Origin of the sequence: Castellaniella sp. (genome assembly GCF_034675845.1) — a bacterium.
Classification (GTDB): domain Bacteria; phylum Pseudomonadota; class Gammaproteobacteria; order Burkholderiales; family Burkholderiaceae_B; genus Castellaniella.
The window spans coordinates 986,675-1,007,853 of the sequence record NZ_JAUCCU010000001.1 but is presented as its reverse complement, the minus strand read 5'-3'; the positions used below and the strand labels follow the sequence as shown (position 1 = coordinate 1,007,853).

Annotated in this window: 17 protein-coding genes; 7 read left to right on the top strand and 10 right to left on the bottom strand. The window is 62.1% G+C overall.

Translation table 11 applies throughout. From position 1 onward, the window contains the following. The first annotated feature begins 6 nt into the window (after positions 1 to 6). Positions 7 to 564 (top strand): DUF2818 family protein, encoded by a 558-nt coding sequence (locus VDP81_RS04880; RefSeq protein ID WP_322996765.1) that lies wholly within the window; start codon positions 7 to 9, stop codon positions 562 to 564. 210 nt (positions 565 to 774) lie between these two features. After that, the gene (locus VDP81_RS04875) at positions 775 to 2,790 is read left to right on the top strand and encodes a methyl-accepting chemotaxis protein (RefSeq protein WP_323011699.1); all 2,016 of its coding nucleotides are present in this window, start codon (positions 775 to 777) and stop codon (positions 2,788 to 2,790) included. Here VDP81_RS04875 and VDP81_RS04870 read toward each other — a convergent pair. Next, the gene (locus VDP81_RS04870; protein ID WP_323011698.1) at positions 2,778 to 3,902 is read right to left on the bottom strand and encodes an alpha-hydroxy acid oxidase; all 1,125 of its coding nucleotides are present in this window, start codon (positions 3,900 to 3,902) and stop codon (positions 2,778 to 2,780) included. The two genes, VDP81_RS04875 and VDP81_RS04870, sit on opposite strands and share 13 nt — an antisense overlap. A 57-nt stretch (positions 3,903 to 3,959) precedes the next feature. Between VDP81_RS04870 and serB the strand changes: the two genes are divergently transcribed. Then, complete coding sequence (serB, locus tag VDP81_RS04865) at positions 3,960 to 4,811, top strand: phosphoserine phosphatase SerB (RefSeq protein WP_323011697.1); 852 nt, start codon at positions 3,960 to 3,962, stop codon at positions 4,809 to 4,811. A gap of 33 nt (positions 4,812 to 4,844) precedes the next feature. On the opposite strand, the gene VDP81_RS04860 is transcribed toward serB, so the two are convergent. From VDP81_RS04860 to VDP81_RS04840, 5 genes are all read right to left on the bottom strand, one after another. After that, positions 4,845 to 5,570, bottom strand: coding sequence for a Fe2+-dependent dioxygenase (locus tag VDP81_RS04860; protein WP_322996769.1), 726 nt, complete (start codon positions 5,568 to 5,570; stop codon positions 4,845 to 4,847). Continuing rightward, positions 5,551 to 6,411 carry a tetratricopeptide repeat protein gene (locus VDP81_RS04855; protein WP_323011696.1) on the bottom strand — a complete coding sequence of 287 codons (861 nt, stop codon included), beginning with the start codon at positions 6,409 to 6,411 and terminating at the stop codon, positions 5,551 to 5,553. Before VDP81_RS04855 ends, VDP81_RS04860 begins: the two co-directional genes overlap by 20 nt. Continuing rightward, positions 6,411 to 8,624 carry a TonB-dependent receptor gene (locus tag VDP81_RS04850; RefSeq protein WP_416233208.1) on the bottom strand — a complete coding sequence of 738 codons (2,214 nt, stop codon included), beginning with the start codon at positions 8,622 to 8,624 and terminating at the stop codon, positions 6,411 to 6,413. Before VDP81_RS04850 ends, VDP81_RS04855 begins: the two co-directional genes overlap by 1 nt. A gap of 99 nt (positions 8,625 to 8,723) precedes the next feature. Continuing rightward, the gene (gene mfd, locus VDP81_RS04845) at positions 8,724 to 12,194 is read right to left on the bottom strand and encodes a transcription-repair coupling factor (protein WP_322996940.1); all 3,471 of its coding nucleotides are present in this window, start codon (positions 12,192 to 12,194) and stop codon (positions 8,724 to 8,726) included. 45 nt (positions 12,195 to 12,239) lie between these two features. After that, positions 12,240 to 13,076 (bottom strand): SIS domain-containing protein, encoded by an 837-nt coding sequence (locus VDP81_RS04840; protein WP_322996771.1) that lies wholly within the window; start codon positions 13,074 to 13,076, stop codon positions 12,240 to 12,242. A 148-nt stretch (positions 13,077 to 13,224) separates the two neighbouring features. Between VDP81_RS04840 and VDP81_RS04835 the strand changes: the two genes are divergently transcribed. Beyond that, positions 13,225 to 14,169: a sugar kinase gene (locus tag VDP81_RS04835; protein ID WP_322996772.1), complete on the top strand. Its 945-nt coding sequence runs from the start codon at positions 13,225 to 13,227 to the stop codon at positions 14,167 to 14,169. A gap of 7 nt (positions 14,170 to 14,176) precedes the next feature. Here VDP81_RS04835 and VDP81_RS04830 read toward each other — a convergent pair whose 3' ends face one another. After that, entirely contained in the window at positions 14,177 to 14,794 is a 618-nt protein-coding gene (locus tag VDP81_RS04830) for a bifunctional 4-hydroxy-2-oxoglutarate aldolase/2-dehydro-3-deoxy-phosphogluconate aldolase (protein WP_322996773.1), read from the bottom strand. 124 nt (positions 14,795 to 14,918) lie between these two features. Between VDP81_RS04830 and ispF the strand changes: the two genes are divergently transcribed. Further along, positions 14,919 to 16,151 carry a 2-C-methyl-D-erythritol 2,4-cyclodiphosphate synthase gene (gene ispF, locus VDP81_RS04825; protein ID WP_323011695.1) on the top strand — a complete coding sequence of 411 codons (1,233 nt, stop codon included), beginning with the start codon at positions 14,919 to 14,921 and terminating at the stop codon, positions 16,149 to 16,151. 64 nt (positions 16,152 to 16,215) lie between these two features. Here ispF and VDP81_RS04820 read toward each other — a convergent pair whose 3' ends face one another. From VDP81_RS04820 to ompR, 3 genes are read right to left on the bottom strand one after another with little or no spacing between them, the layout of a single operon-like run. Continuing rightward, complete coding sequence (locus VDP81_RS04820) at positions 16,216 to 16,764, bottom strand: peroxiredoxin (RefSeq protein ID WP_322996776.1); 549 nt, start codon at positions 16,762 to 16,764, stop codon at positions 16,216 to 16,218. Positions 16,765 to 16,809: 45 nt separating this feature from the next. Beyond that, positions 16,810 to 18,201 carry a sensor histidine kinase gene (locus tag VDP81_RS04815; protein ID WP_322996777.1) on the bottom strand — a complete coding sequence of 464 codons (1,392 nt, stop codon included), beginning with the start codon at positions 18,199 to 18,201 and terminating at the stop codon, positions 16,810 to 16,812. Positions 18,202 to 18,243: 42 nt separating this feature from the next. Further along, the gene (gene ompR / locus VDP81_RS04810) at positions 18,244 to 18,978 is read right to left on the bottom strand and encodes a two-component system response regulator OmpR (RefSeq protein ID WP_322996778.1); all 735 of its coding nucleotides are present in this window, start codon (positions 18,976 to 18,978) and stop codon (positions 18,244 to 18,246) included. A gap of 78 nt (positions 18,979 to 19,056) precedes the next feature. On the opposite strand from ompR, the gene tsaB reads away from it, so the two are divergent. Next, positions 19,057 to 20,295: a tRNA (adenosine(37)-N6)-threonylcarbamoyltransferase complex dimerization subunit type 1 TsaB gene (gene tsaB / locus VDP81_RS04805; protein ID WP_323012391.1), complete on the top strand. Its 1,239-nt coding sequence runs from the start codon at positions 19,057 to 19,059 to the stop codon at positions 20,293 to 20,295. Beyond that, positions 20,292 to 21,170 carry a uracil-DNA glycosylase gene (locus tag VDP81_RS04800; RefSeq protein WP_322996779.1) on the top strand — a complete coding sequence of 293 codons (879 nt, stop codon included), beginning with the start codon at positions 20,292 to 20,294 and terminating at the stop codon, positions 21,168 to 21,170. The genes tsaB and VDP81_RS04800 overlap by 4 nt, the downstream gene beginning before the upstream one ends. The last annotated feature ends 9 nt before the right edge of the window (positions 21,171 to 21,179 follow it).

The window sequence follows — 21,179 nt, the reverse complement described above, 5'->3', positions numbered from 1 at the left end:
GGTTCTATGCCCCTTGATTTTTCAGTCTGGCTGGTCATTCTGGGTGCTTTGGCACTGGCCAATCTACCGTTTCTGATCGACCGCCCCTTGGCCCCCTGGCCATGGGGGCGGACGCTGCAGTCGTTTGGCGGGCTGATGCGCTGGGTTTCTGCACTGGGATTTCTGGCCTTGCTGGCCTTGTGGGCCTGGGGCACTCTGCGCCTGGTGGGTGGGGCTTTTGGCGGCGTGGGCAATTTATTCTTCATCGTCAAATTGCTGGTCAGCCTGGTGTTGCTGTTCGTACTGTTGTCTTTGCCGGGAATATTGGCGCGGACGCATCAGGTGGCGGATACCGATCCTGCGCTGCGGGGCAAGCCTATCGATCCCAAGCCCTTTATTGATCGCTTCCTAGAGGCGCTGGTCGGCTATCTGTTGATCGGCACGATAGGCTTTACGCTGGAACTCGACCTGGGCAACGCGTTTCCCCAGGGTTGGGAATTCTATGCGGTGACGCTTGCCCTGTTCCTGGTGCTGGGATATCCTGGTTTTGTCTGGCATTACCTGTTGCAGCGTCGTCGTCGCTGAAAGATATCAGGCTGGCCGTGATTCTTTCGAGATCTGGCTTTTTTCAGCCTGATGACAGCCAGGGATAAAGTTCCTGGCAGGCTTGTGCAAATCTGTGCTCAGCCCGTCCTATAAGATTCTATCTGGCCCGATTGTCTTCATTATTTAGCTCAGTGTATTTGGTCATCCGGTAAATTTTCCCGCTGAAACACCAGAGACTTATTGATTGCCATGAAAACCCTGTTTCATCGATTCACGTTGCGTCAGCAACTCATGCTGATTGTCGCCTGCATCGTGATTGCTGGTTTTGCAATCACGCTGACAGTCTTTACCCGTAAGGCCGCCCATTTCCAGCTTGATAGCGCCACGCGCTATGGCACAGAGTTAGCCCGCAGCGAAGGGATGGACGCCACAGAGCAGATGCGTCAGGCGGTGGAAACCGCCCGCACGCTGACAGTCGCTCTGGATGTCCTCGGCGCAGCCGGTGCGGCAGGTCGTGCCCAGGCCGTCGCCCTGGTGCGACAAGTGCTGCAACAGCAGACAGCCTATCTGAGCGTGCGGGTGGCCTGGGAATCCAATGCCTTTGGCGGGCATGGGGCTCAGCCCGTGGGCGCAGCATCGCAGGATACAGACCAGCCCTATCAGATACGCCTGGATCGCCAGCCTGACGGCAGCATTGTCCAGGCGGCTGCGGATCGCGTTGGCCAGTTGGACGCTGGCTTGAGTCCGCAGAAGACTGGCGACATGACCGTCAGTGACCCAACCATGCGCACTGAAGATGGCCGCACCGTACTGGTGGCCACAATTTCCGCGCCAATTTTCAGGCAGGGGGTTTGGGTGGGGGCGGTCGACATCGACATTGATCTGGCCAGTCTGCAGCAGGTCGTCAGTCAACTGCAGCCTTTTGAAACCGGCTATGCCAGCCTGCTGTCCAATCAGGGGTATTTTGCGGGTGACCGTGATAGCAGCCTGTTGGGCGTGCGTCTTAGCGAAGACCTGGGCCTTAGCCCAGCGGATCTTGAGGCAGCCCTGAGCACCATCGCCGAGGGAGGCACCCTGGCCACACGCTTGTATGACCCCTTGCTCAAAACCGAGGCCACGGTGATTCAGGTGCCCGTTTATTTTCCGGGTGTGACAGCGCCCTGGGCGTTTGCCGTGACCTTGCCGAATGACCAGGTTTTGAAGGATGTACGTAGCCTGCAGTGGCTTTCAGCGGGTTTGGGCCTGCTGAGCGTCATCTTGACGGTACTTTGCCTGAGCGGGGCGATTGGCCGCCTGGTGCTGCGTCCCCTGGGGGGCGAACCAGCCGAGGCCAATCGTCTGGTCATGCATGTGGCCCAGGGGGATTTGACGCACACGGTCCAGGTGCAGAGCCAGGATGATTTCAGTCTGATGTATCACCTGCGCACCATGCAGTCCAGCCTGATTGATATGATTGCGCGGGTGCGTACTGGCGCCCGCAATGTGGCGACTGCCTCGGGGCAGATCAATAGCGGAAACCTCAATCTGTCCGCACGCACAGAACAGCAGGCCAGTTCGCTGGCAGAGACCGCCGCCACCATGGAGGAGTTCACTGCCACCGTGCGCCAGAATGCCGATAATGCCCGGCAGGCCAATACGCTGGCCAATAATGCGGCACAGATCGCCAGCAACGGCGGGGTGATTGTGGCTGAGCTGGTCGGCACCATGGGCGAGATCAATGGCAAGGCTCAGCAGGTTGTCGACATTATCAGCGTGATCGACAGCATTGCCTTCCAGACCAATATTCTGGCGCTCAATGCGGCCGTCGAGGCCGCGCGCGCCGGTGAACAAGGGCGCGGCTTTGCCGTGGTGGCCTCCGAGGTCCGAGCCTTAGCCCAGCGTAGCGCATCGGCGGCCAAGGAAATCAAGTTGCTGATCGAGGCATCGGTGGCTTCCAGTCATAAAGGCAATGAGCAGGCAGATCACGCCGGGGCGACCATGCAGGAAATCGTCGCGGCTATTCACCAGGTCACAAATATAGTGGGCGAAATCAGCGCCGCCAGCCGCGAACAGGCCTCCGGCATCGAGGAAATCAATACGGCCATCATGCAGATGGACGGGGTTACCCGCCAAAATGCCAGCCTGGTCGAACACTCGGCTACGGCTGCCGCCAGCCTGCAGACCCAGGCGGACACCTTGCTGCAGTTGGTGTCCAGCTTTCAGCTGCATGACGATCAGACGTTGCCCATCGATGGCGCGGCACGGCTTGCCTATCAGCGCGGTTGAGCAGAGCGCATTGGACAGTCTGTTGACAGCAGACTGTCCGGGCTGATATCGGCCAGGGTGCGGCAGCCCGTCAGGGCCATGGCGACTTCCAGCTCCCCGCGCAGTGTCTGGATCAAATGGGCCACGGCAGGGGCGCCCCCGGCTGCCAGGGCATGCAGAATGGAGCGGCCCAGCAGGACAGCCTGAGCCCCCAGGGCCAGGGCCTTCAGGATGTCGGTGCCGCGCCGGATGCCGCCATCCAGCAGGATGGGAACGCGGCCTTGGACAACGCTGGCGATGCCAGGCAGGGCGTCCAGGGTGGCGGGCAAGGTGTCCAGGCATCTGCCGCCGTGATTCGAAACAATAATGCCGTCAATCTGTCGATCCAATGCCATCAAGGCGTCATCCGGGTCCAGAATGCCTTTCAGCCATAGGGGTGTGCCGGGCAATTGTGCGCGCAGACTGGCGATGTCGTCCCAGGTGGGGGCTGCGTCCAGCAGGCCGCTGTCGAACAAAGGACTGCCGCCGGGGGGCACCGGCCGTGCGGTGGCGGGCGACAGGCCTTGCAAATGCACGGACCGGATAGAGTCGGGTAGACGGAATCCGCTGCGTTGTTCGGCATTGCGCACGCCATTGACCGGCGCGTCCACCGTCAGCACCAGCGCCCTGGCGCCTGCGGCCAGCGCGCGCAGGGCCAGGGCCAGGGTGTCCTCGCGTCGGGTCTGGGCATACAACTGAAACCACAGACAGGGTGGCCCGGGCAGGGTGGCCAGGGTTTCAATCGGGGTGCCCGATTGGGCGCTGACGATGTAGGGCGTGTGGGTGGCGGCGGCAGCCAGGGCAGTGGCGGACTCTGCCTCCGGGTGCACCAGGCCGTGCCACGCCGTGGGGGCAATCAAAATGGGGTGGTGCAGGGCCAGACCCGCCAGATTCAGTCGTGTATGGGCACCCGCCAGTGGTCGCAGTACCCGGCTGCGCAGGTGCCGTCTGGCGTAGGCCGCCTGGTTGGCGCGGGCCGTGATTTCATCAGCGCCGCCCGACTCTAACCAGGCCCAGGTAGCAGGGTCCAGCTGTTGTTGGGCCAGGACGGCGTAATCCTGAGCGCAATTGGGAGGCAAGGCAGAAGCGGGCATGGTGTGATTGGTGGGGACGGGTAAAATAGCCGCGCACTATAGCGGAGGCATGGATTCATGGCACATATTATCTTGCAGGCTCCGAGCCTGTTGGCTGCGGATATCGAACGGCTGGCGGCGATGGCCTGCGCCGAGGGCGTCCAGGAAATGGGGCCGACTGCCTATCGCCTGCTGAATGTCGACCCGTCCACCCAGGCCGAGGTCCTGGCGATGGCTCAGACGGCGCGGATGGATGCGGCCTGGCTGGATGAGGTGCATCGCTTCGCGGATTGCAAGCTGTTGGCCATGGACATGGATTCGACGCTGATCAATATCGAATGCATTGATGAAATCGCCGATGTCGTGGGCCGCAAGGCGCAGGTGGCTGCGATTACCGAAGCCAGTATGCGGGGCGAAATCCGCGATTTCGCCGATAGTTTGCGGCGGCGGGTGGCCCTGCTGGAAGGTGTGCCGGAATCCGCGCTGGAACAGGTTTTTTCTCAGCGCTTGCGACTCAATCCGGGGGCTGAGAAATTGATCCAGTCGGCACGCGAACACGGCCTGAAGACGCTGCTGGTGTCGGGGGGCTTTACCTTCTTTACCGAGCGCCTGCGGCGCGGCCTGATGCTGGATGCGGCCCACGCCAATACGCTGGAGGTCGTGGATGGCGTACTGACGGGGCGGGTGCTGGGCGAGATTCTGGATGAGGCCGCAAAAGCCCGTCACGTGCAGACCATGGCCGGATCTCTGGGGGCGAGTCCCGAGCAGATTATTGTGCTGGGGGATGGTGCCAACGATTTGCAGATGATGGGCCTCGCTTATTACTCGGTGGCTTACCGGGCCAAGCCCGTGGTGCGCGCCCAGGCGCGGTTCTCCCTGAACGTCAGTCCGCTGGATGCGGTGCTGAACTGGTTTCGGCGTCAGCATTAGGCTGTTCATCAGGCGGGTCTGATCGGCCTGGCGTCAGCAGGTTTCGGCCCACTGGCGCAGCAGGTTGTGATAGACCCCGGTCAACTGGCTGACGATGGTCGGGTCGCCGCCAGCCTGGATCAGGCGCTGGATGGCGATATCCTGCTGCAGCAGAATACTGCGGCGCGTATCGTCGCGCACCAGGCTCTGGGTCCAGAAAAAAGCCCCATAGCGCACGCCCCGAGTGACTGGCGTGACTTGATGCAGGCTGGTGCCGGGGTAGACCACCGCCTGACCGGCGGGTAGCTTGATGCGCTGCTCACCGTAGGTATCCTGGATAATCAGTTCGCCGCCTTCGTATTCATCAGGGTGACTGAAAAATACCGTGGTGGAGATATCCGTGCGCAGCATATCGGGCGGCGCGACGCGATAGCCTATGCTGGCAGCGCCTGCCCGTTCGATCACGGGAACCCGGAATATCGCGTTGTCGATGTGATCGCCGTAGTGTTCACCGCCTTCATAGCGGTTGAAGCGCGGCGGCAGGATGCGCGCCGGCAAGGCGGCGGATTGAAAGACCGGATGTTGGTTCAGGGCCTGGGTGATGCGTTGGCCGATCTGCAGGCCGATGGGATCGTCCAGGGCCAACTGGCGGTTGGCCTTGACATGGGCGGCCACGTGCCCAGCCGTGAGGCTGCCAGCCGTCCAGTCGGCGGCTTCCAGGGCTTGTCGGCACTGGCATACCAATTCCGGCTTGAGAAGATCAGGCAGGGTGATCAGCATGGTGCAAGACAGCCTTGTCGTGGTATTGCCGGATCAGCGCAGCCAGGGGCGCCTGGACCGCAGCGGGGATAGATGTCGGATGATTCAGGGATGATTGCAGCCAGTGGGCGGCCTGGCGTAAAAAAGCCGGGGTAGCGGTGTCCGGCACATGCGCCAGCCAAGACAGGGCCGCTTGGGCCTCTCCGCGCTCCAGCAATAATCGGGCCGTATTGAACTGGCCGCGAAAGTCGCCGCCTTCGGCAGCTTGCCGGTACCATTGCAGGGCGATGTCCTGGTTCTGCGTAACGGCCCAGCCGTCTTCGTGGAAGCTGCCTACCATATTCATGGATTTGGCATGGCCCAGGGCAGCGGCTTTTTCAAACCAGCCCAGCGCGGCAGGGTGGTCTGTCTCCACCCCTTGGCCCAGGGCCAGCGCAGTGGCGTAGTTGTACATGCCCCAGTCCAGGCTGCCCAGGGCTGCCAACCGAAACCAGTACGCCGCCATCAGCGGGTTGCGGTCAACACCCCAGCCGTGTGCGTGGCATTGGCCCAGCATATTCAAGGCCATGGGTTCGCCATGGCGGGCAGCGTATGCAAACCACTGTACGGCCTGGTTTGGATTGCGGGTGACGCCGCGCCCGTCCAGCAACCATTGACCGTACACCAGTTGTGCCTGCACCACCCCGCCTTGGGCCGCGCGATGCAAGGCGGCGGCAGCCGGGCCGGGGGGACCCGCCAGAAGTCTGGTCAATCGGACCGCCAAGCGTTCAGGCGGTAATTGATCGATAGAGTGCTTGTTCAGCAGAGAGGCGCCTGTCAGGGCGGCACTCTGCTGGGTTGCGGGTGAGGCTGTCGTAGGCATCAGAAATGCAGGTTAAGCGTGGCCACTGCTGAGCGTCCCGGCGCAATCGAGGCGTAGTGTGACGCGTAGGCCTTGTCGTAATAAGTCTTGTTGGCGAGATTGTTGACGTTGACCTGCAGATCGACGGTTTTGCTGAACTGGTAGCCCACCATGGCATCGAAGCGCCAGTAGGAAGGGATGCTGATGGTGTTGGCCTCGTTGCCGAATTGTTGGTCAACGTAGTAGGCGCCCAGCCCGGCACTCAACTGCGGCGTAAAGGCATAGGTATTCCACAGGCTGAAGCTGCTCTCCGGGGTATTGGGGAAGGCATTGCCTTCATATTGGCTGTTTGCCCCATTTTCCCCAATGCGGCTTTTCAGGTAGGTATAGCCCCCGTAGACCTGCCATTGTGGGGTCACGCTGCCGGAAAAGCCCAGCTCGAAGCCATCGACCCGACGGTCGCCGCCCATGGTGTACAGGCCGTAGGCATCCGTGATGCGGGCGTTGGTGGTTTCGACCCGGAAGATGGCTGCGGTCAATCCTAGCTTGCCGTCCAGCACGTCCCATTTGGTGCCCAGTTCAATAGTTCGGTTTTTCTCCGGTGCGGTATCGGCGGCATTCAGGGGCGTGCGTCCGCCAGGTGTGACAGAGTTTCCGCTGCCTTCATTCAGGCCTGCGCCTGCCGGGGTGGACGAGGTGCCGTAAGACAGGTAGATGCTGCCGTTTTCAGCGGGCTTGTAGACCAGACCCAACTGGTAGTTCAGCAAGGTATCGTGGCGGTCGATCCGATCACCGGCATAGGGATTGACGCGGGTGGTGTAGTCATCCAGCCGCAGTCCCAGCGTGGTCTGCCACTGAGGATGAAATTCGATGGTATCGAAGGCGTAGATGGATTTCGTCAGCGTACGCGTATAGGTGGGTTCGCCCAGCGGTCCGCCGCTCAGGGTATTGACCCAGGGATCGGAGGGGTTGGGGGCATACAGGCTGGTGCAGGTGTAGTTGCCGGCAGCCCCTATGCCGTCGGGGCAGTTGGCCTTGCCGCGATTGACCGCCAGGGCGTCCTTGCGTCCGTCTTCCGAAGACAGTTCGATGCCGCTCAGGAAGCGGTGTTTCAACTGGCCAGTGCGGAATTCGCCCAGCAGCTCGGTCTGGTTGGCCCAGGTGCTGACCCGGCTGTCGCGGGTATTGGCCCGGCGCCAGACCGTGCCATTGTTGACATTGCCCTTGCTGTCGTCGGGTTGCGTGACGACATAGCGCTGGGTGCCGCGCGTGTAGCGGGTCTGGTTGCGCAGGGTCAGGGTGTCGCTGAAGTCGTGCTCGATCAGCAGCGTGCCCATGTCGTTGCGGGTCTGGCGATAGTCGCTGTCCAGGCCATAGAAATTATCGCGGTCCACGTCGACCGGGGTACGCATGTGCTTACCCCCCGGCAAGGTGTAGGGCATACCGCTGTCTGGCGTGTCGTCGGTCTCCAGATGGAAGTAGCTGAGCGTCACGCGGGTGGGGGTGCCCAGGCCGAAGGAGAGCGTAGGGGCCACGCCCCAGCGGCGGTAGTCCACGGAATCGCGTCCATCCACGTCCTGGTTGTGGTGCATGGCGTTCAGGCGAAACGCGGTGGTTTCGCCCAACTGCCAATTGCTGTCCACGGTCTGGCGCAGGTATTTGGCCGAGCCCGCGCCCAGGGACACATTGGTGAAGTCGCGCAGCTTGGCGGTCTTGCTGACCAAGTCGATGCTGCCGCCCGCCCCGCCGCGGCCTGTATAGGCACCGTCTGCGCCTTTGATGATCTCGACCTGTTCCAGGTTGAAAACTTCGCGTGACGTGGCGCCGATGTCGCGCATGCCGTCGATAAAGGTGCTGGATTGCGCGTCATAGCCTCGGATGAAGGGGCGGTCACCCAGGGGATTGCCGCCTTCGCCGGCCCCGAATGTGATGCCGGGGGAATTGCGCAGCACATCGGTCAATGTGGTGGCTGCCTGGCTTTGGATCAGTTCCTGCGGGATGATCTGCAGGGATTTGGCCGTATCCAGTACGGGCGCTGTAAATTTGTCCGAGGCGGATTCCTTGACCAGGAAAGGCGCAGGTCGGGTGCCTTCAACCTTGATGGGACTCAGGGTGGTTGGCTCGGCATCCTGCGCCGTTGCAGTCGCCGAGGCCAGTAGCAGGGAGGGTGTCGCCAGCGCGGTGACTAGCCCGCCGCTTAATTTGCCGAAATGATTGTCCGCGCGTAAATCCAAGGTCCTCTCCAGATATTGATAAAGATCATGAAAATCATTCTTATTTCGGATTGGATTCTAAACGAGAATTGTTATCAATTCAAACGGATTTATAAGGGTTCAGGCAGCTTGGCCTCCCAAACGTTGTAACAAGCCCCGTAGTTTTTGTACCCGGCCAGGCACGTCCACGTTGCCGCCGAAGCTGATTTTGAGGCGATCGGACCCGTTCAGGCGCACTTGGCGGTCTTGCTGTACCAGCTCGATGACGCGCAGGGGTTCGACCTTGGGCTGGGGGCTGAACTGAATGGCGGCTTGGCTGTCGCCCGCGTCGATTTTGATAATGCCCAGGGATTCAGCCAGCAGACGCAGGCGGTGCAGCGCCAGCAAGGTCTGGCCGGCTTCCGGCAGTTTGCCGTAGCGGTCCACCAGCTCTTCCTGGATCAGGCTCAGGCTATCGCTGTCGGCAGCGTGGGCCAGGCGCTTATACAGCCCCAGGCGGGCCTGTACGTCGGCGCAGTAGTCGGAGGGCAGCAGGGCGGGTGCGTGCAGGTTGATCTCGCATTGGCTGCCGAAGGGTGCATCCAGATCGGGCTCCTCGCCGGATTTCAGGGCGCGCACGGCGGCGGCCAGCATGTCGTTATACAGCGTGTAGCCGATTTCCTGGATGTTGCCGGATTGGGATTCCCCCAGGACTTCGCCGCTGCCTCGGATTTCCAGGTCGTGCATGGCCAGGAAGAAACCGGCTCCCAGTTCTTCCATCGATTGGATGGCTTCCAGGCGTTTCTTGGCGTTGGCCGTGATGGCGTCCTCGCCGGGCGTCAGCAGGTAGGCGTAGGCTTGGTGGTGTGAACGCCCGACCCGGCCCCGCAGTTGGTGCAACTGAGCCAGACCAAGTTTGTCGGCGCGATGGATGATGATAGTGTTGGCCGAGGGGATATCGATGCCGGTCTCGATGATGGTGGTGCACAGCAGCACATTGCTGCGTTGCTGGTAGAAGCCTTTCATCACGTCTTCCAGTTCGCGCTCGCCCATCTGGCCGTGGGCGACGGCAATGCGGGCCTCGGGCACCAGTTCTTCCAGGCGGGCGCGGCGGTTCTGGATGGTATCGACTTCGTTGTGTAGAAAGTAGATTTGTCCGCCGCGTTTCAGTTCGCGCAAAATGGCCTCGCGGATGGTGCTGCCGTCTTCGCGGCGTACAAAGGTCTTGATGGCCAGGCGCTTCTGGGGGGCGGTGGCGATCACGGAAAAATCACGAATGCCTTCCAGCGACATGCCCAGGGTGCGCGGGATCGGGGTGGCGGTCAGGGTCAGCACATCGACTTCGGCCCGCAAGGCCTTCAGGGCTTCTTTCTGACGCACGCCGAAACGGTGTTCTTCATCGATGATGGCCAAACCCAGCTGCTTGTAGTGCACGTCCTTGGACAGGATCTTGTGGGTGCCGATGACGATATCGACGGACCCATCCGCCAGCCCGGCAATGGCCTTGGCGGTTTCCTTGCCCGTGCGAAAGCGGGATAGTTCGGCAATGCGTACCGGCCAGTCTGCAAAGCGCGTGGCAAAGTTCTGCGCGTGTTGCTCGGCCAGCAAGGTGGTGGGGCACAGCAGGGCGACCTGGCGTCCATTCATGACGGCCAGAAAGGCCGCCCGCAAGGCGACTTCGGTCTTGCCAAAGCCAACGTCGCCGCAGACCAGCCTGTCCATGGGGTGGCCCGAGGTCATGTCCTGGATGACGGCCGCGATGGCGGCGGCTTGATCGGGGGTTTCCTCGAAGCCGAAACCCTCGGAAAAAGCCTGGTAATCGCGTGCCGGGAACTGGAAATTCAGACCTTCGCGGGCCGCCCGTCGGGCGTACAGGGCCAGCAGCTCGGCGGCGGTGTCGCGCGCTTGCTTGGCCGCTTTGCGGCGGGCTTTTTCCCATTGGCCAGAGCCCAGCGGATGCAGCGGAGCCTGATCCGGATCGGCCCCGCTGTAGCGGGCGATCAGGTGCAGTTGCGACACCGGCACATACAGCGTGGCTTCGCGGGCGTATTCCAGGTGCAGCAGCTCAATCGGGCCGTCGCCCAGGTCCATGCTGACCAGGCCTTGATAGCGGCCAATGCCGTGCTGCACATGCACCACCGGATCGCCCACGTGCAGCTCGGCCAGATCCCGTACCATGGCGTCGATGTCGCTGTGTTGCTCGTTGCGACGGCGTCGGCTGCGCGCCGGGCGGGCAGCCTGGGCGGGATACAGGTCGTTTTCCGTCAGGATGGCCAGGCCCGAATCGGGCATCAGGAATCCCGCCGTCAGGGGTGCAACAATCAGCGCAAAGCGCGTGTCGCTATTCAGGTAATCCTGCCAGGTATCAAAGGCGGCATCCGGCTGGATCTGGTAGTCGCCCAGCAATTCGGTCATGGTTTCGCGCCGACCCGCCGAATCCACGCACAACGCCGTGCGCAGCGGGCTGCTGTCCAGGTGGCGGCGCAGCCCCGCCAGAGGATCGTCTGCCCGGCGGTTGATGGCGACATCCGGGCTGGCGGCAAAATCCGGATGGCTCTGGTCGTTGTTCAAGGCCAGTCTGGCCAGTTGACGCAGTTGGCCGTGAAAGCCTTCGTCATCCAGAAACAGCATGTCCAGCGGCAGGACGGGACGTTCGGGGTTGGATTTCAGAAACTGCCAGCGCTTCTGTGCATCCTCTGTGAATCGCTGGATGGCCCCTGAAATATCCCCCAAGGTGACGGCCAGCGTATTGGCCGGCAGATAGTCGAACAAGGTCGCGGTATGTTCGAAAAACAGCGGCAGATAATATTCGACGCCGGCAAAGGCCATGCCGTTGCCGATGTCCTTATAGGGCAGGGCGCGGGAAGGATCGCCTTCGAAAATTTCGCGAAACCGGGCCCGGAAATGATTGCGCGCGGCCTCGTCCATGGGAAATTCGCGGCCGGGCAGCAGTTCGATCTCGCGCACGGGATACAGGCTGCGCTGGGTGTCGATGTCGAAGCTGCGAATCGATTCTATTTCCTGGTCGAACAGATCCAGGCGGTAAGGCAGGGCCGAGCCCATGGGGAACAAATCGATCAGTCCGCCCCGGATGCAGAATTCACCAGGCGCACTGACCTGTGTGACGTGGCTGTAGTTGGCCAGGGTCAGTTGCGCCCGCAGGCGTTCTTCGTCCAGGCTATCGCCCTGGCGAAACTGAAAGGTATAGGCCGCCAGGAATTCAGGGGGGGCCAGGCGCACCAGGGCAGTCGTGACCGGCACGATCAGCATGTCCACCGCACCCTGCCCCAGGGCGTGCAGGGTGCGCAGCCGTTCTGAAATCAAGTCCTGATGGGGAGAAAAGCTGTCGTAGGGCAATGTTTCCCAGTCGGGCAGAAAGCGCACGCGCAGATCGGGGTCGAACAGCGCGACTTCGTCCGCCAGCCTCTGGGCTGCCAGCGGATCGGCGCAGAAGGCCGCCAGCGGGTGTCGGGACTGCCGTGCCAGTGCAGCCAGCCACAGGGCATCGCCAGAGCCAGGAGGGCGCGGCTGGGTATAGCGTTGGCCTGGCTTGAGCGCCGTCAGGGTGGTGTTCAGCGAAGGGAGGGTAATAGAGGATGCGGTATCGGTCATTGCCATGGAAATTGCTAACGCTAGTCTGGTGTCGGGGCGGCGTGCTTATCGTTTGCCTTTCAGGCCCTGCTTGGTGCGGCCCAGTGCGTGGCTGGCCTGTGCGCCGCAGCGCAGCGCCAGGCCCAGGGCCAGCACATCGATGATGGCTAAGTGGGCTAGCCGGGAAATCATCGGGCTATAGAGATCGGTGTCTTCTTGGATGTCGGATTGCAGCAGGATATCAGCCAGCCCCGCCAAGGGCGAACCCGATGCGGTGATGGCGATGATAGGGCAGCCGTTGGACTGCGCCAAGGCCGTGGCGTCCAGCAGCTCACGCGAACGGCCAGAATGCGAAATGGCGATCAGTACATCCTGGGGGCCCAGCAATGCAGCCGCCATGCTTTGAGTATGGCTGTCCGTATAGGCCACGACGGCCAGGTCGAAACGAAAGAACTTCAGTTGGGCATCGTTGGCGACGATGCCGGAATTGCCCAGGCCATGGAATTCGATGCGCCGCGCCTGACTCAGCCTGTCGATGGCGCGCGCGACTTGATCGGGCGCCAGGGTATCGCGCACACGCAATAAGGCTGACACAGCATTGTCGAATATCTTGTTGCTGAGGGTGGGGATGTCATCGTGTGGGTTCAGGGCCGAGTGTACATATGGCACGCCACTGATCAGGCTGGCCGCCAACTGAACTTTGAAATCCGGCCAACCGCCATAGCCCAGCGTGCGGCACAAGCGGATGACGGTGGGCTCGCTGACCTGGGCGACCTCGGCAAGCTCGCTGATGGCCATGCGCGAGGCGTCGGCGGGCTGGGCAATGATGAACTGGGCAACCCGTGCCGCTGCACGGCTGAGTTGCGACAGGCGGCCATGCAGGTCGGGCAGGATGGGGGGCATATAAGCGGGCTGGTTCAGGGCAATTCAACCTGGTTGCGATGGAATCTGAATAGTAGTTAAGCTACATTAAGCCATGTTATGAAATTAAATGTGGTTTAAAAAGTAGTTTCACTATAATCCGCTGTGATTAAGCATGGGGAGAGATGGGATGACGCAGCCTTTGGATGTCGTGACCTTTGGGGAAGCGATGATGCTGTTGGTGGCCGGCCAGGCCGGTCCACTAGAGGCCGCAGACTCATTTTACAAGCGCACGGCCGGCGCTGAAACCAACGTAGCCATCGGCCTGGCCCGGCTGGGGCTGAAGGTCGGCTGGGCCAGTCGTTTAGGGCAGGACTCCATGGGGCGCTTCCTGCTGGACAGCATCCAGCGGGAAGGGGTGGATTGCAGCCGGGTGTCCTTGCTGGCCGGGGGGCGCACCGGCATGATGTTCAAGGGGCAGGTCAGCGATGGCAGTGACCCCCCCATCGAATATCATCGGGCCGGGTCGGCCGCCAGCCAGATGGGACCGGCGGATGTGGATCTGGCCTGGCTGCTGGCCGCCCGCCACTTGCATGCTACCGGGGTGTTTGCCGCCGTGTCTGACACGACCTACCAATTGAATCTGGACACCATGAAACGCATGCGCCAGGCAGGGCGCACGGTGTCTTTTGATCCGAATTTGCGGCCTACATTATGGGCCTCGCGCGACGCCATGCGCCAGGGCATTAATGCGCTGGCCGCGCAGGCGCACTGGGTTCTGCCCGGCATCGAGGAAGGTCGCTTGCTGACGGGCTATCGCCAGGTCTCGGATATTGCGCGTTTCTATCTGGACCAGGGCGCCAGTCTGGTGGTGGTCAAGCTCGGTCCCGAAGGGGCTTATTTTGATGATGGACAGCAGCATGGTGTCGTGCCGGCCTGCCCCGTGGCACAGGTAGTCGATACCGTGGGGGCGGGCGATGGTTTTGCCGTGGGCGTGATCAGCGGCTTGCTGGCAGGCCTGTCGCCGGAACGCGCGGTGGCCCGGGCCGCTTGGATCGGTGCCCGGGCGGTGCAGGTATTGGGCGATACCGAGGGCCTGCCGAGCCTCGCTCAGTTGCAGGCCGCTGGGTATTGATGTGTGTTTATAGGCTGCAGGCCTGGCGCGCCAGTTGGGTGATTTGCTCCCATTGGCGGGCTGCAATGGCGCTGGCAGGGGTCAGCCATGATCCCCCGACGCAGCCGACGTTGGGCAGAGCCAGATAGTTGGCAGCATTGCCCGCATGAATACCCCCGGTGGGACAAAAAGACAGATCAGGCAGCGGGCCATACCAGGCCTTCAGCAGGGCGACCCCGCCGACTGCCTCCGCCGGAAATAGTTTCTGTACCGTAAAACCCAGCTCGGCGGCGCGCAGGGCCTCGGAGGCTGTCGACACCCCTGGTAAAAAGGGGATTCCGGCCTGGCTGGCGGCCAGGGCCAGTGCTTCGGTGCAGCCGGGGCTGACCCCAAAACAGGCTCCTGCCTGGATGGCGGCGTCCAGCTGCTGGGGGTCACGCACGGTGCCCACACCCACCAGCGCCTCGGGCACCTGATCGCGAATCCGGCGGATGGCGGTCAGTGCCGCTGTCGAACGTAGGGTGATTTCCAGCGTGCGAATCCCGCCGTCGACCAGGGCTTGCGCCAGTTCGGGCGCGGTATCGGGGTCCTGGATGACGATGACCGGCATGACCGGGCTGGCTTTGAGTAGGTCTAGTGGGGACATGAGTACAGGATTCCTGATCAGGGATAAATAATGTAGCTATATTACATTTATTCCGTTCGTCTTGTGTTTTTAGGCTTATTTGTTTTGATGGATTACATTTTCTGGAAACATTAGAATCCTCTCCATGAATCCTCTTTTGATTGCCTTGGTGCCTGCCGCCGGAATCGGTGCGCGGGCGGCGCGGGCTCAGGGGCTGCCCAAACAATATGCCCTGCTTGGTGGCCAGCCCATGCTGCGGCGCACGGTGTGTGCGCTGCTGGCGGATGCGCGTATTGCTCAGGTGCGGGTTGCCGTGGCCTTGGGTGACCCGTGGGTCGATGCAGCGCTGGCGGGGCTGCCACGCACTGTCTGGCGGCCCTGTGGTGGGCCAAGCCGGGCGGATACGGTACGAGCAGCATTGCACGATGCGGAGTTGCCGCCTGACGCCTGGGTGCTGGTGCATGATGCTGCGCGGCCAGGTTTGCCCGCGCAGGCTTTGTCGGATCTGATTGAGACCTGCTGGCGGCATGATTGCGGAGGCTTGTTGGCCTTGCCGGTGGCCGATACGGTGAAGCTTGCTGCGGATTGCGCGGGGACGGGGCCGATTGCGCCTGAAGTCTGCCGGACCCTGGCCCGCGATCATCTCTGGCTGGCTCAGACCCCGCAGATGTTCCCTGCGGCAGAGCTATTGTCTGCGCTGGATGCTTGTGCGCAAGACGATCGCATTACGGATGAAGCGTCTGCGCTGGAGTATTCTGGTGGGCGTTCGCCCTTGCTGGTGCGAGGCAGTCGTCGCAACGACAAACTGACCTGGCCAGAAGATTTCGACTGGTACGAGACCTGGCTGCAAAATTCACCCACTATTTTTTCCAAGGATGCCCGGCTGATGTCCAACCCTTTCCCTTTCCGTATTGGCCAGGGCCATGACCTGCATGTGCTGGTGCCGGATCGTCCCTTGATTATTGGTGGCGTCACCATTCCTTTTGAGCGTGGCCTGGCAGGCCATTCGGATGCCGATGTCTTGCTGCATGCCGTGACCGATGCGGTGTTGGGGGCGGCGGGCCAGGGCGATATTGGCCGCCATTTTTCTGACCGTGATCCGCGCTGGGCAGGGGCCGACAGCCGCGTGTTCTTGCGTGAGGCCGTTCGTTTGGCTCAGGCAGCAGGCTGGCGGGTGGTGAATGTGGATGCCACGGTGCATGCGCAGGCGCCCAAGATCGGTCCGCATGCCGCTGCCATGGCAGCCTGCCTGGCCCAGGATCTGGAGGTGTCTGTGGCGGACGTCAACATCAAGGCCAAGACCAACGAAGGACTAGGCTATCTGGGACGCGGCGAAGGCATTGCAGCGAGCGCAGTGGTGCTGCTGGCACATCAGTAGAGGCAGCACTGGGCCGACGCGGCTGAACCAGCCCCTTGTTAGGGGCGGTCCACGGGCACAGGCCTTACAGCGTTGCGCCGCCGATGGCGCGGTTGCAGGCGCAGAGTTCGTCAGTCAGCAGCGCATCCAGGATGCGCAGGGTTTCTTCTGGGTTGCGGCCTACGTTGGCATGATTGACCGACACATGCTGGACGATATTGTCGGGATCGATGATGAAGGTGGCACGCAAGGCGACGCCTTCGATTTTGTCGCGTATGCCTAGCTGGTCGATCAGGGCGCCGTTGGTGTCGCCGAACTGATAGTGATTGAGCTTGTTGATGTCGGGATTTTCGCGCCGCCAGGCCAGCTTGACGTATTCATTGTCGGTGGACCCTCCCATCAGGATGGCGTCGCGTTCTTCGAAGTCATCCGCCAGGGCATTGAAGCCGATGATTTCGGTGGGGCAGACCTGGGTGAAGTCCTTTGGGTAAAAATAAATGACCTTCCATTTTCCGGGAAAGGAAGACTCGGTGATGTCCTCGAAGGCGGAAACGCCTTTTTCCTCGGGTTGGCTGAAGCCGGGCTTGACGCCCGTGACACGAAAGGCCTCGAGTTTGTCGCCTATGGTTTTCATCGGGGCTCCTGAGATGGGGGCGGCCAACAGGGCCGCCACCTCATTCTACGTCATAGGCTTGTCGGTCGGGCGGACCTTGGCCTTGGGGATTTCGATACGTGCCAGCAGGCCCTGAGCAGGTTGTGAGTGCAGCTCGAATTTGCCGCCGACCTGGCCCAGCAGGCGTTCGACAATGGACAGCCCCAGGCCGGCGCCGCTGACCCCGGTGCGTGCCAGATCGCCGCGCGCGAAGGGCCGCAGCAAGCGGTGGATATCGGTCGGCGGGATGCCGATGCCTTGGTCCTGGACCTCGATGCGCAGCACGGGGCCGCTTTGGTAGGCATGGAGGCTGATATGCGCCTGGTTGTCGTGTGGGCTGCGGCCATAGCGGCGGGCATTTTCGATGAGATTGCTGACGATGCGTTTCAAGTCGTTGGCGCTGATGCGCGCCTGCAGGCCGGGCTCGATGCTGGTTTGAAGGTGGCCGCCCAGGGTCTCGGTGTGGCTGCGCTCGCGTTCAGCCAGGTCTTCCAGAACACGGGATACATCGATGCCGATTTCCGGCACCAGTCCTGCCGGGCGGGCATATTCCATGAGCTGGCCGATGCTGTGGTTGATTTGAGCCAGGTCGTCGTCGATGGCCTGCCGGGCCTCGTCGCTGAGGTGGCCCATTTCGATTTCCAGGCGCATGCGGGCCAATGGCGTGCGCAGATCATGTGAAATACCCGCCAGCATGATCTCGCGGTCGGCTTCGTTCTGGCGTATGTCCCGGGCCATGCGGTTGAACGCCGCGTTCATGTCGCGGATTTCGACGGGGCCTTTTTCGGGCAATGGGGTGGGGGTCTGGCCCCGCGCCAATTGCTGGGCGACCTTGGCCAGTTGGGATAGGGGGTGATTCACAAAGCGGGCGCTGATGGCTGCGCCCAGCAGCGCCAGCATCAGGGAAGCGGTAATCCAGCCCAGCCATTCGCGGCCACTGGTCATGCGCAACTGGTCGCGGTCAAAGACCAGCCAGTATTGTTTGTCGTCGATATGAAAGCTGACCCAGATGCCGGGCATTTCGTTGACTGCCCACATTATGCTCGCTTGGGAGCCCAGGCGGTTACGCACTTCTGCCGAGACATTATCCCAATAGTCGGTGTGCGGCAAGGGCTCCAGGACATCCGTGTGTTCGCGGGGCTGAACCCGCAGGCTTTCCTGGGTGGCCAGGTCCAGCAACAGGGCTGGACGGACTTTTGTCGGGGCATAGACCAGCGCCGAGCGGGTGATGCTGACGGTGGTGGAGATGCGTTGGGCCAGCTGCATCGCGCGCGGGCCTTGTTCGATATCGAAGAAAATCTGCAGCCAGGCGCCCAGGCTGACCAGCATCAGGCTGGCAATCAGCAGAAATGACCGGGTGAACAGGCCCAGGCGCAAGCGCGGCAGGATCGCGTGCCGGAGTCGTTTTGGGAGTGTCATGCGGATGACCCGCAGGGATTTACCCTGCGGGCAAGGAGTCGTTTATTGTCCGCCGTCCGGGACAAAGACATAGCCCAATCCCCAGACAGTCTGGATAAAGACGGGTTTGGATGGGTTGGGTTCGATGAGTTTTCGCAGGCGTGAAATCTGCACGTCCAGACTGCGGTCGAAGGCTTCGTATTCGCGCCCACGAGCGAGCTCCATCAGCTTGTCGCGCGACAGAGGGACTTTGGGGTGGCGCGCAAAGACTTTGAGGACAGAGAACTCGCCTGTGGTGATGGGCACGGATTCCCCGTCCTTGGTGAGGGTGCGGGTGGATAGGTTCAGCAGGTAGGGGCCGAATTCGACGGATTCGTTTTCCTGACTGGGGGCGCCGGGGTGCTCATCGGTGCCTCGGCGGCGCAAAATGGCATTGACCCGGGCGAGGAGCTCGCGCGGGTTAAAGGGTTTTGTCAGATAATCGTCGGCGCCCATCTCCAGCCCTACGATGCGGTCGATTTCCTCGGCCTTGGCGGTCAGCATGATAATCGGGGTATTGTCGTGGTTGCCGCGCAGACGGCGGCAGATCGACAGGCCGTCTTCACCGGGTAGCATCAGGTCGAGCACGAGCAGGTCGAAGTGTTCACGTTGCCAGAGTTTTGCCATTTCTTTGGCATCTTCAGCAACGTAGACATTGAACCCCTGTTCGGACAGATACCGCCGCAGCAGGTCCCGTAGACGCGGGTCGTCGTCGACGATGAGAATTTTGCGGGTGAGGGTCTGATTATGTGTGTTCATAGATTAAATGTAACAGGGACAGGAAGAAGGCACCAGCATGAATCACAAGCGCTTACACAATACTAAAATATCAAGATGATGGACGATTTTCACATTCTAGCCTTTGAGACATCAAGCACTTTTTGCAGCGTGGCTTTATGGTCACAACAGGCTGGGCGCGTGCACTTGTATACGGCTCAGCACCAGGGTCGCCAAGAGCATGCAGAACGCATTCTGCCGCTGGCAGACGGCCTGCTCGCGCAGGCGGGCCTCGCTCGTCGTGACCTGTCGGCCGTGGCCTTTGGCCAGGGGCCGGGCGGGTTTACTGGGCTGCGGGTGGCGTGCGGTGTGGCCCAGGGCTTGGCGGTGGCCCTGGATATCCCTGTGCTGCCGGTGGATTCGCTGTGCGCCGTTGCTGTGCAGCAGGCCGGGCCTGATCCAGTCGGGGTGCAGGTGGTGTTGCAGGACGCGCGCATGCAGGAACTCTATGCGGCAGCCTATCAGGCCCAAGGGACAGACTGGATTACCTTGCAGGCACCCGCGCTGATTGCCCGGCATGATATTGTCGCCTGGGCCAGCCATGAATCTGCCGCCTGGACCATGCAGGCGGGGGGCGGCTGGGCCGTCCACGGAGACGCGGTTCAGGTGTTTGATGGGCTGGCCGACGAACTGCGGTCGCTGGGGGCGGTGATCCCCCTGGATGACGGGGCCCCGGTCTGGGCGCAGGCCGCTACGGTGGCGCGCCTGGCTGCGCATGCCTGGCAAAATGGTCAATACCTGGACCCCGCCCTGGCTGCCCCTGCCTATGTGCGCGACAAGGTCGCCTACACCACGGTGGAACGCGCGCAGGGCCTGGGGGGCAATCCGCAGGCCGATGCGGCGCACTGGAGCGTACATGATATGGCCCTGAGTGATGTGGATGAGGTCGCCGCGATCGAGCGCCAGGTGCAAGCCAGTCCTTGGACACGACAGAATTTTGCGGATGCCCTGTCCGCAGGATATCGTGGCTGGGTGGTGCGCCGCCTGGGAGCGATGTTGGGTTTTGCCTTGGTCATGAATACGCCGGATATGGTCCATTTGCTAGTTATCGGCGTGCGTTCCGACGCACAGCGCCGGGGCGTGGGCGCGGTACTTTTGCGGCATTGCCTGGCGCATTGCCGCCAGGCCGGTTTGCCTGCTCTGACCCTCGAAGTCCGCCCCAGCAATACGCAGGCGATTGCCTTTTATCAGCAGCATGGGTTTGTGCAACAGGGCTTGCGGCGGGCTTATTATCCGGCTGTTCAGGGCGTGCGCGAAGATGCCTGGATCATGACGCTTACCCTGCCGGAGTCCCCATGAAACCTGTGTTGCGTCTGGAGCAGGCCGCCTGGCTGGCTGAAATCGGCGTGGATATGCATTGGCTGGAGACTCAGCCAATGGCCGCTGCTCCGGCGGCTGCCGTGTCGTTGCCGACGGTCGAGTCGGCACCGCCCGCATCCGAGACACGGCCAGTCGCCTCTGCCGCGCCCGTCGGTCCTGTCTCGGTCAAGTCCTTGCTTGGACGGCTGCAACCGCCAGGCGGCGCTGGCGTCCGGGCACTGCCAACGGCCACGCCACCTGTGTCAGAGGGTGATCGGGTGGTCCTGGCGGACCTCGATTTGCCTGCCTTGGCGGCGGCTATCCAGGCCTGTCGACAGTGTCCGCGCCACGAGCAGCGGCTGCGGGCCGTGCCGGGTGCGGGGCAGGCGGATCGTCCCTTTTACCTGATTGTGGCCGAACAGCCGGGCATCGAGGACGAGGTCGCAGGCCTGCCGTTTCAGGGGGATGCGGGTCGTTTGCTGGATGCAATGCTGGCGGCGGTGCGGCTGCCGCAGGCGGCATCGCGGTATGGTACTTATGCGGTTAAATGCCGCGCCCTGGGCGGGCAGCAGCCCGATGTGGGGGAAATCGCTGCCTGCATCCCCTATCTGCAGCACGAAATTGCTGTCTTGCGGCCACATTGGATTCTGGCGCTGGGGCGGGTGGCTGCCCAGGCGGTGCTGGGCGCTACGGTGGATTTCGATGCCGTGCGCGGGGCGGCGCAAACCCATCGCGCTGCGGATGGCGTGGAAACACCGGTCTGGGTGACACATCAGCCAGCCTCGATGCTGGTGCGCGGTGCCTTGAAATCCCAGGCCTGGCGGGATCTGGCTGGCTTGGCGCAGGCCGTGCAAGCCAGCCAGATCGTGGATTGAGTCGCAGCG

Bases quoted from the DNA above. Each gene is read 5' to 3' on its own strand.
- VDP81_RS04870 (WP_323011698.1), bottom strand. From the start codon at position 3,902: ATGCCCGCTTCTGCCTTGCCTCCCAATTGCGCTCAGGATTACGCCGTC.
- mfd (WP_322996940.1), bottom strand. From the start codon at position 12,194: ATGACCGATACCGCATCCTCTATTACCCTCCCTTCGCTGAACACCACC.
- VDP81_RS04840 (WP_322996771.1), bottom strand. From the start codon at position 13,076: ATGCCCCCCATCCTGCCCGACCTGCATGGCCGCCTGTCGCAACTCAGC.
- VDP81_RS04830 (WP_322996773.1), bottom strand. From the start codon at position 14,794: ATGTCCCCACTAGACCTACTCAAAGCCAGCCCGGTCATGCCGGTCATC.
- VDP81_RS04820 (WP_322996776.1), bottom strand. From the start codon at position 16,764: ATGAAAACCATAGGCGACAAACTCGAGGCCTTTCGTGTCACGGGCGTC.
- ispF (WP_323011695.1), top strand. From the start codon at position 14,919: ATGAATCCTCTTTTGATTGCCTTGGTGCCTGCCGCCGGAATCGGTGCG.
- VDP81_RS04860 (WP_322996769.1), bottom strand. From the start codon at position 5,570: ATGCTGATCACCCTGCCTGATCTTCTCAAGCCGGAATTGGTATGCCAG.
- VDP81_RS04875 (WP_323011699.1), top strand. From the start codon at position 775: ATGAAAACCCTGTTTCATCGATTCACGTTGCGTCAGCAACTCATGCTG.
- ompR (WP_322996778.1), bottom strand. From the start codon at position 18,978: ATGAACACACATAATCAGACCCTCACCCGCAAAATTCTCATCGTCGAC.
- VDP81_RS04855 (WP_323011696.1), bottom strand. From the start codon at position 6,411: ATGCCTACGACAGCCTCACCCGCAACCCAGCAGAGTGCCGCCCTGACA.
- VDP81_RS04835 (WP_322996772.1), top strand. From the start codon at position 13,225: ATGACGCAGCCTTTGGATGTCGTGACCTTTGGGGAAGCGATGATGCTG.
- VDP81_RS04800 (WP_322996779.1), top strand. From the start codon at position 20,292: ATGAAACCTGTGTTGCGTCTGGAGCAGGCCGCCTGGCTGGCTGAAATC.
- VDP81_RS04815 (WP_322996777.1), bottom strand. From the start codon at position 18,201: ATGACACTCCCAAAACGACTCCGGCACGCGATCCTGCCGCGCTTGCGC.
- VDP81_RS04880 (WP_322996765.1), top strand. From the start codon at position 7: ATGCCCCTTGATTTTTCAGTCTGGCTGGTCATTCTGGGTGCTTTGGCA.
- serB (WP_323011697.1), top strand. From the start codon at position 3,960: ATGGCACATATTATCTTGCAGGCTCCGAGCCTGTTGGCTGCGGATATC.
- tsaB (WP_323012391.1), top strand. From the start codon at position 19,057: ATGGACGATTTTCACATTCTAGCCTTTGAGACATCAAGCACTTTTTGC.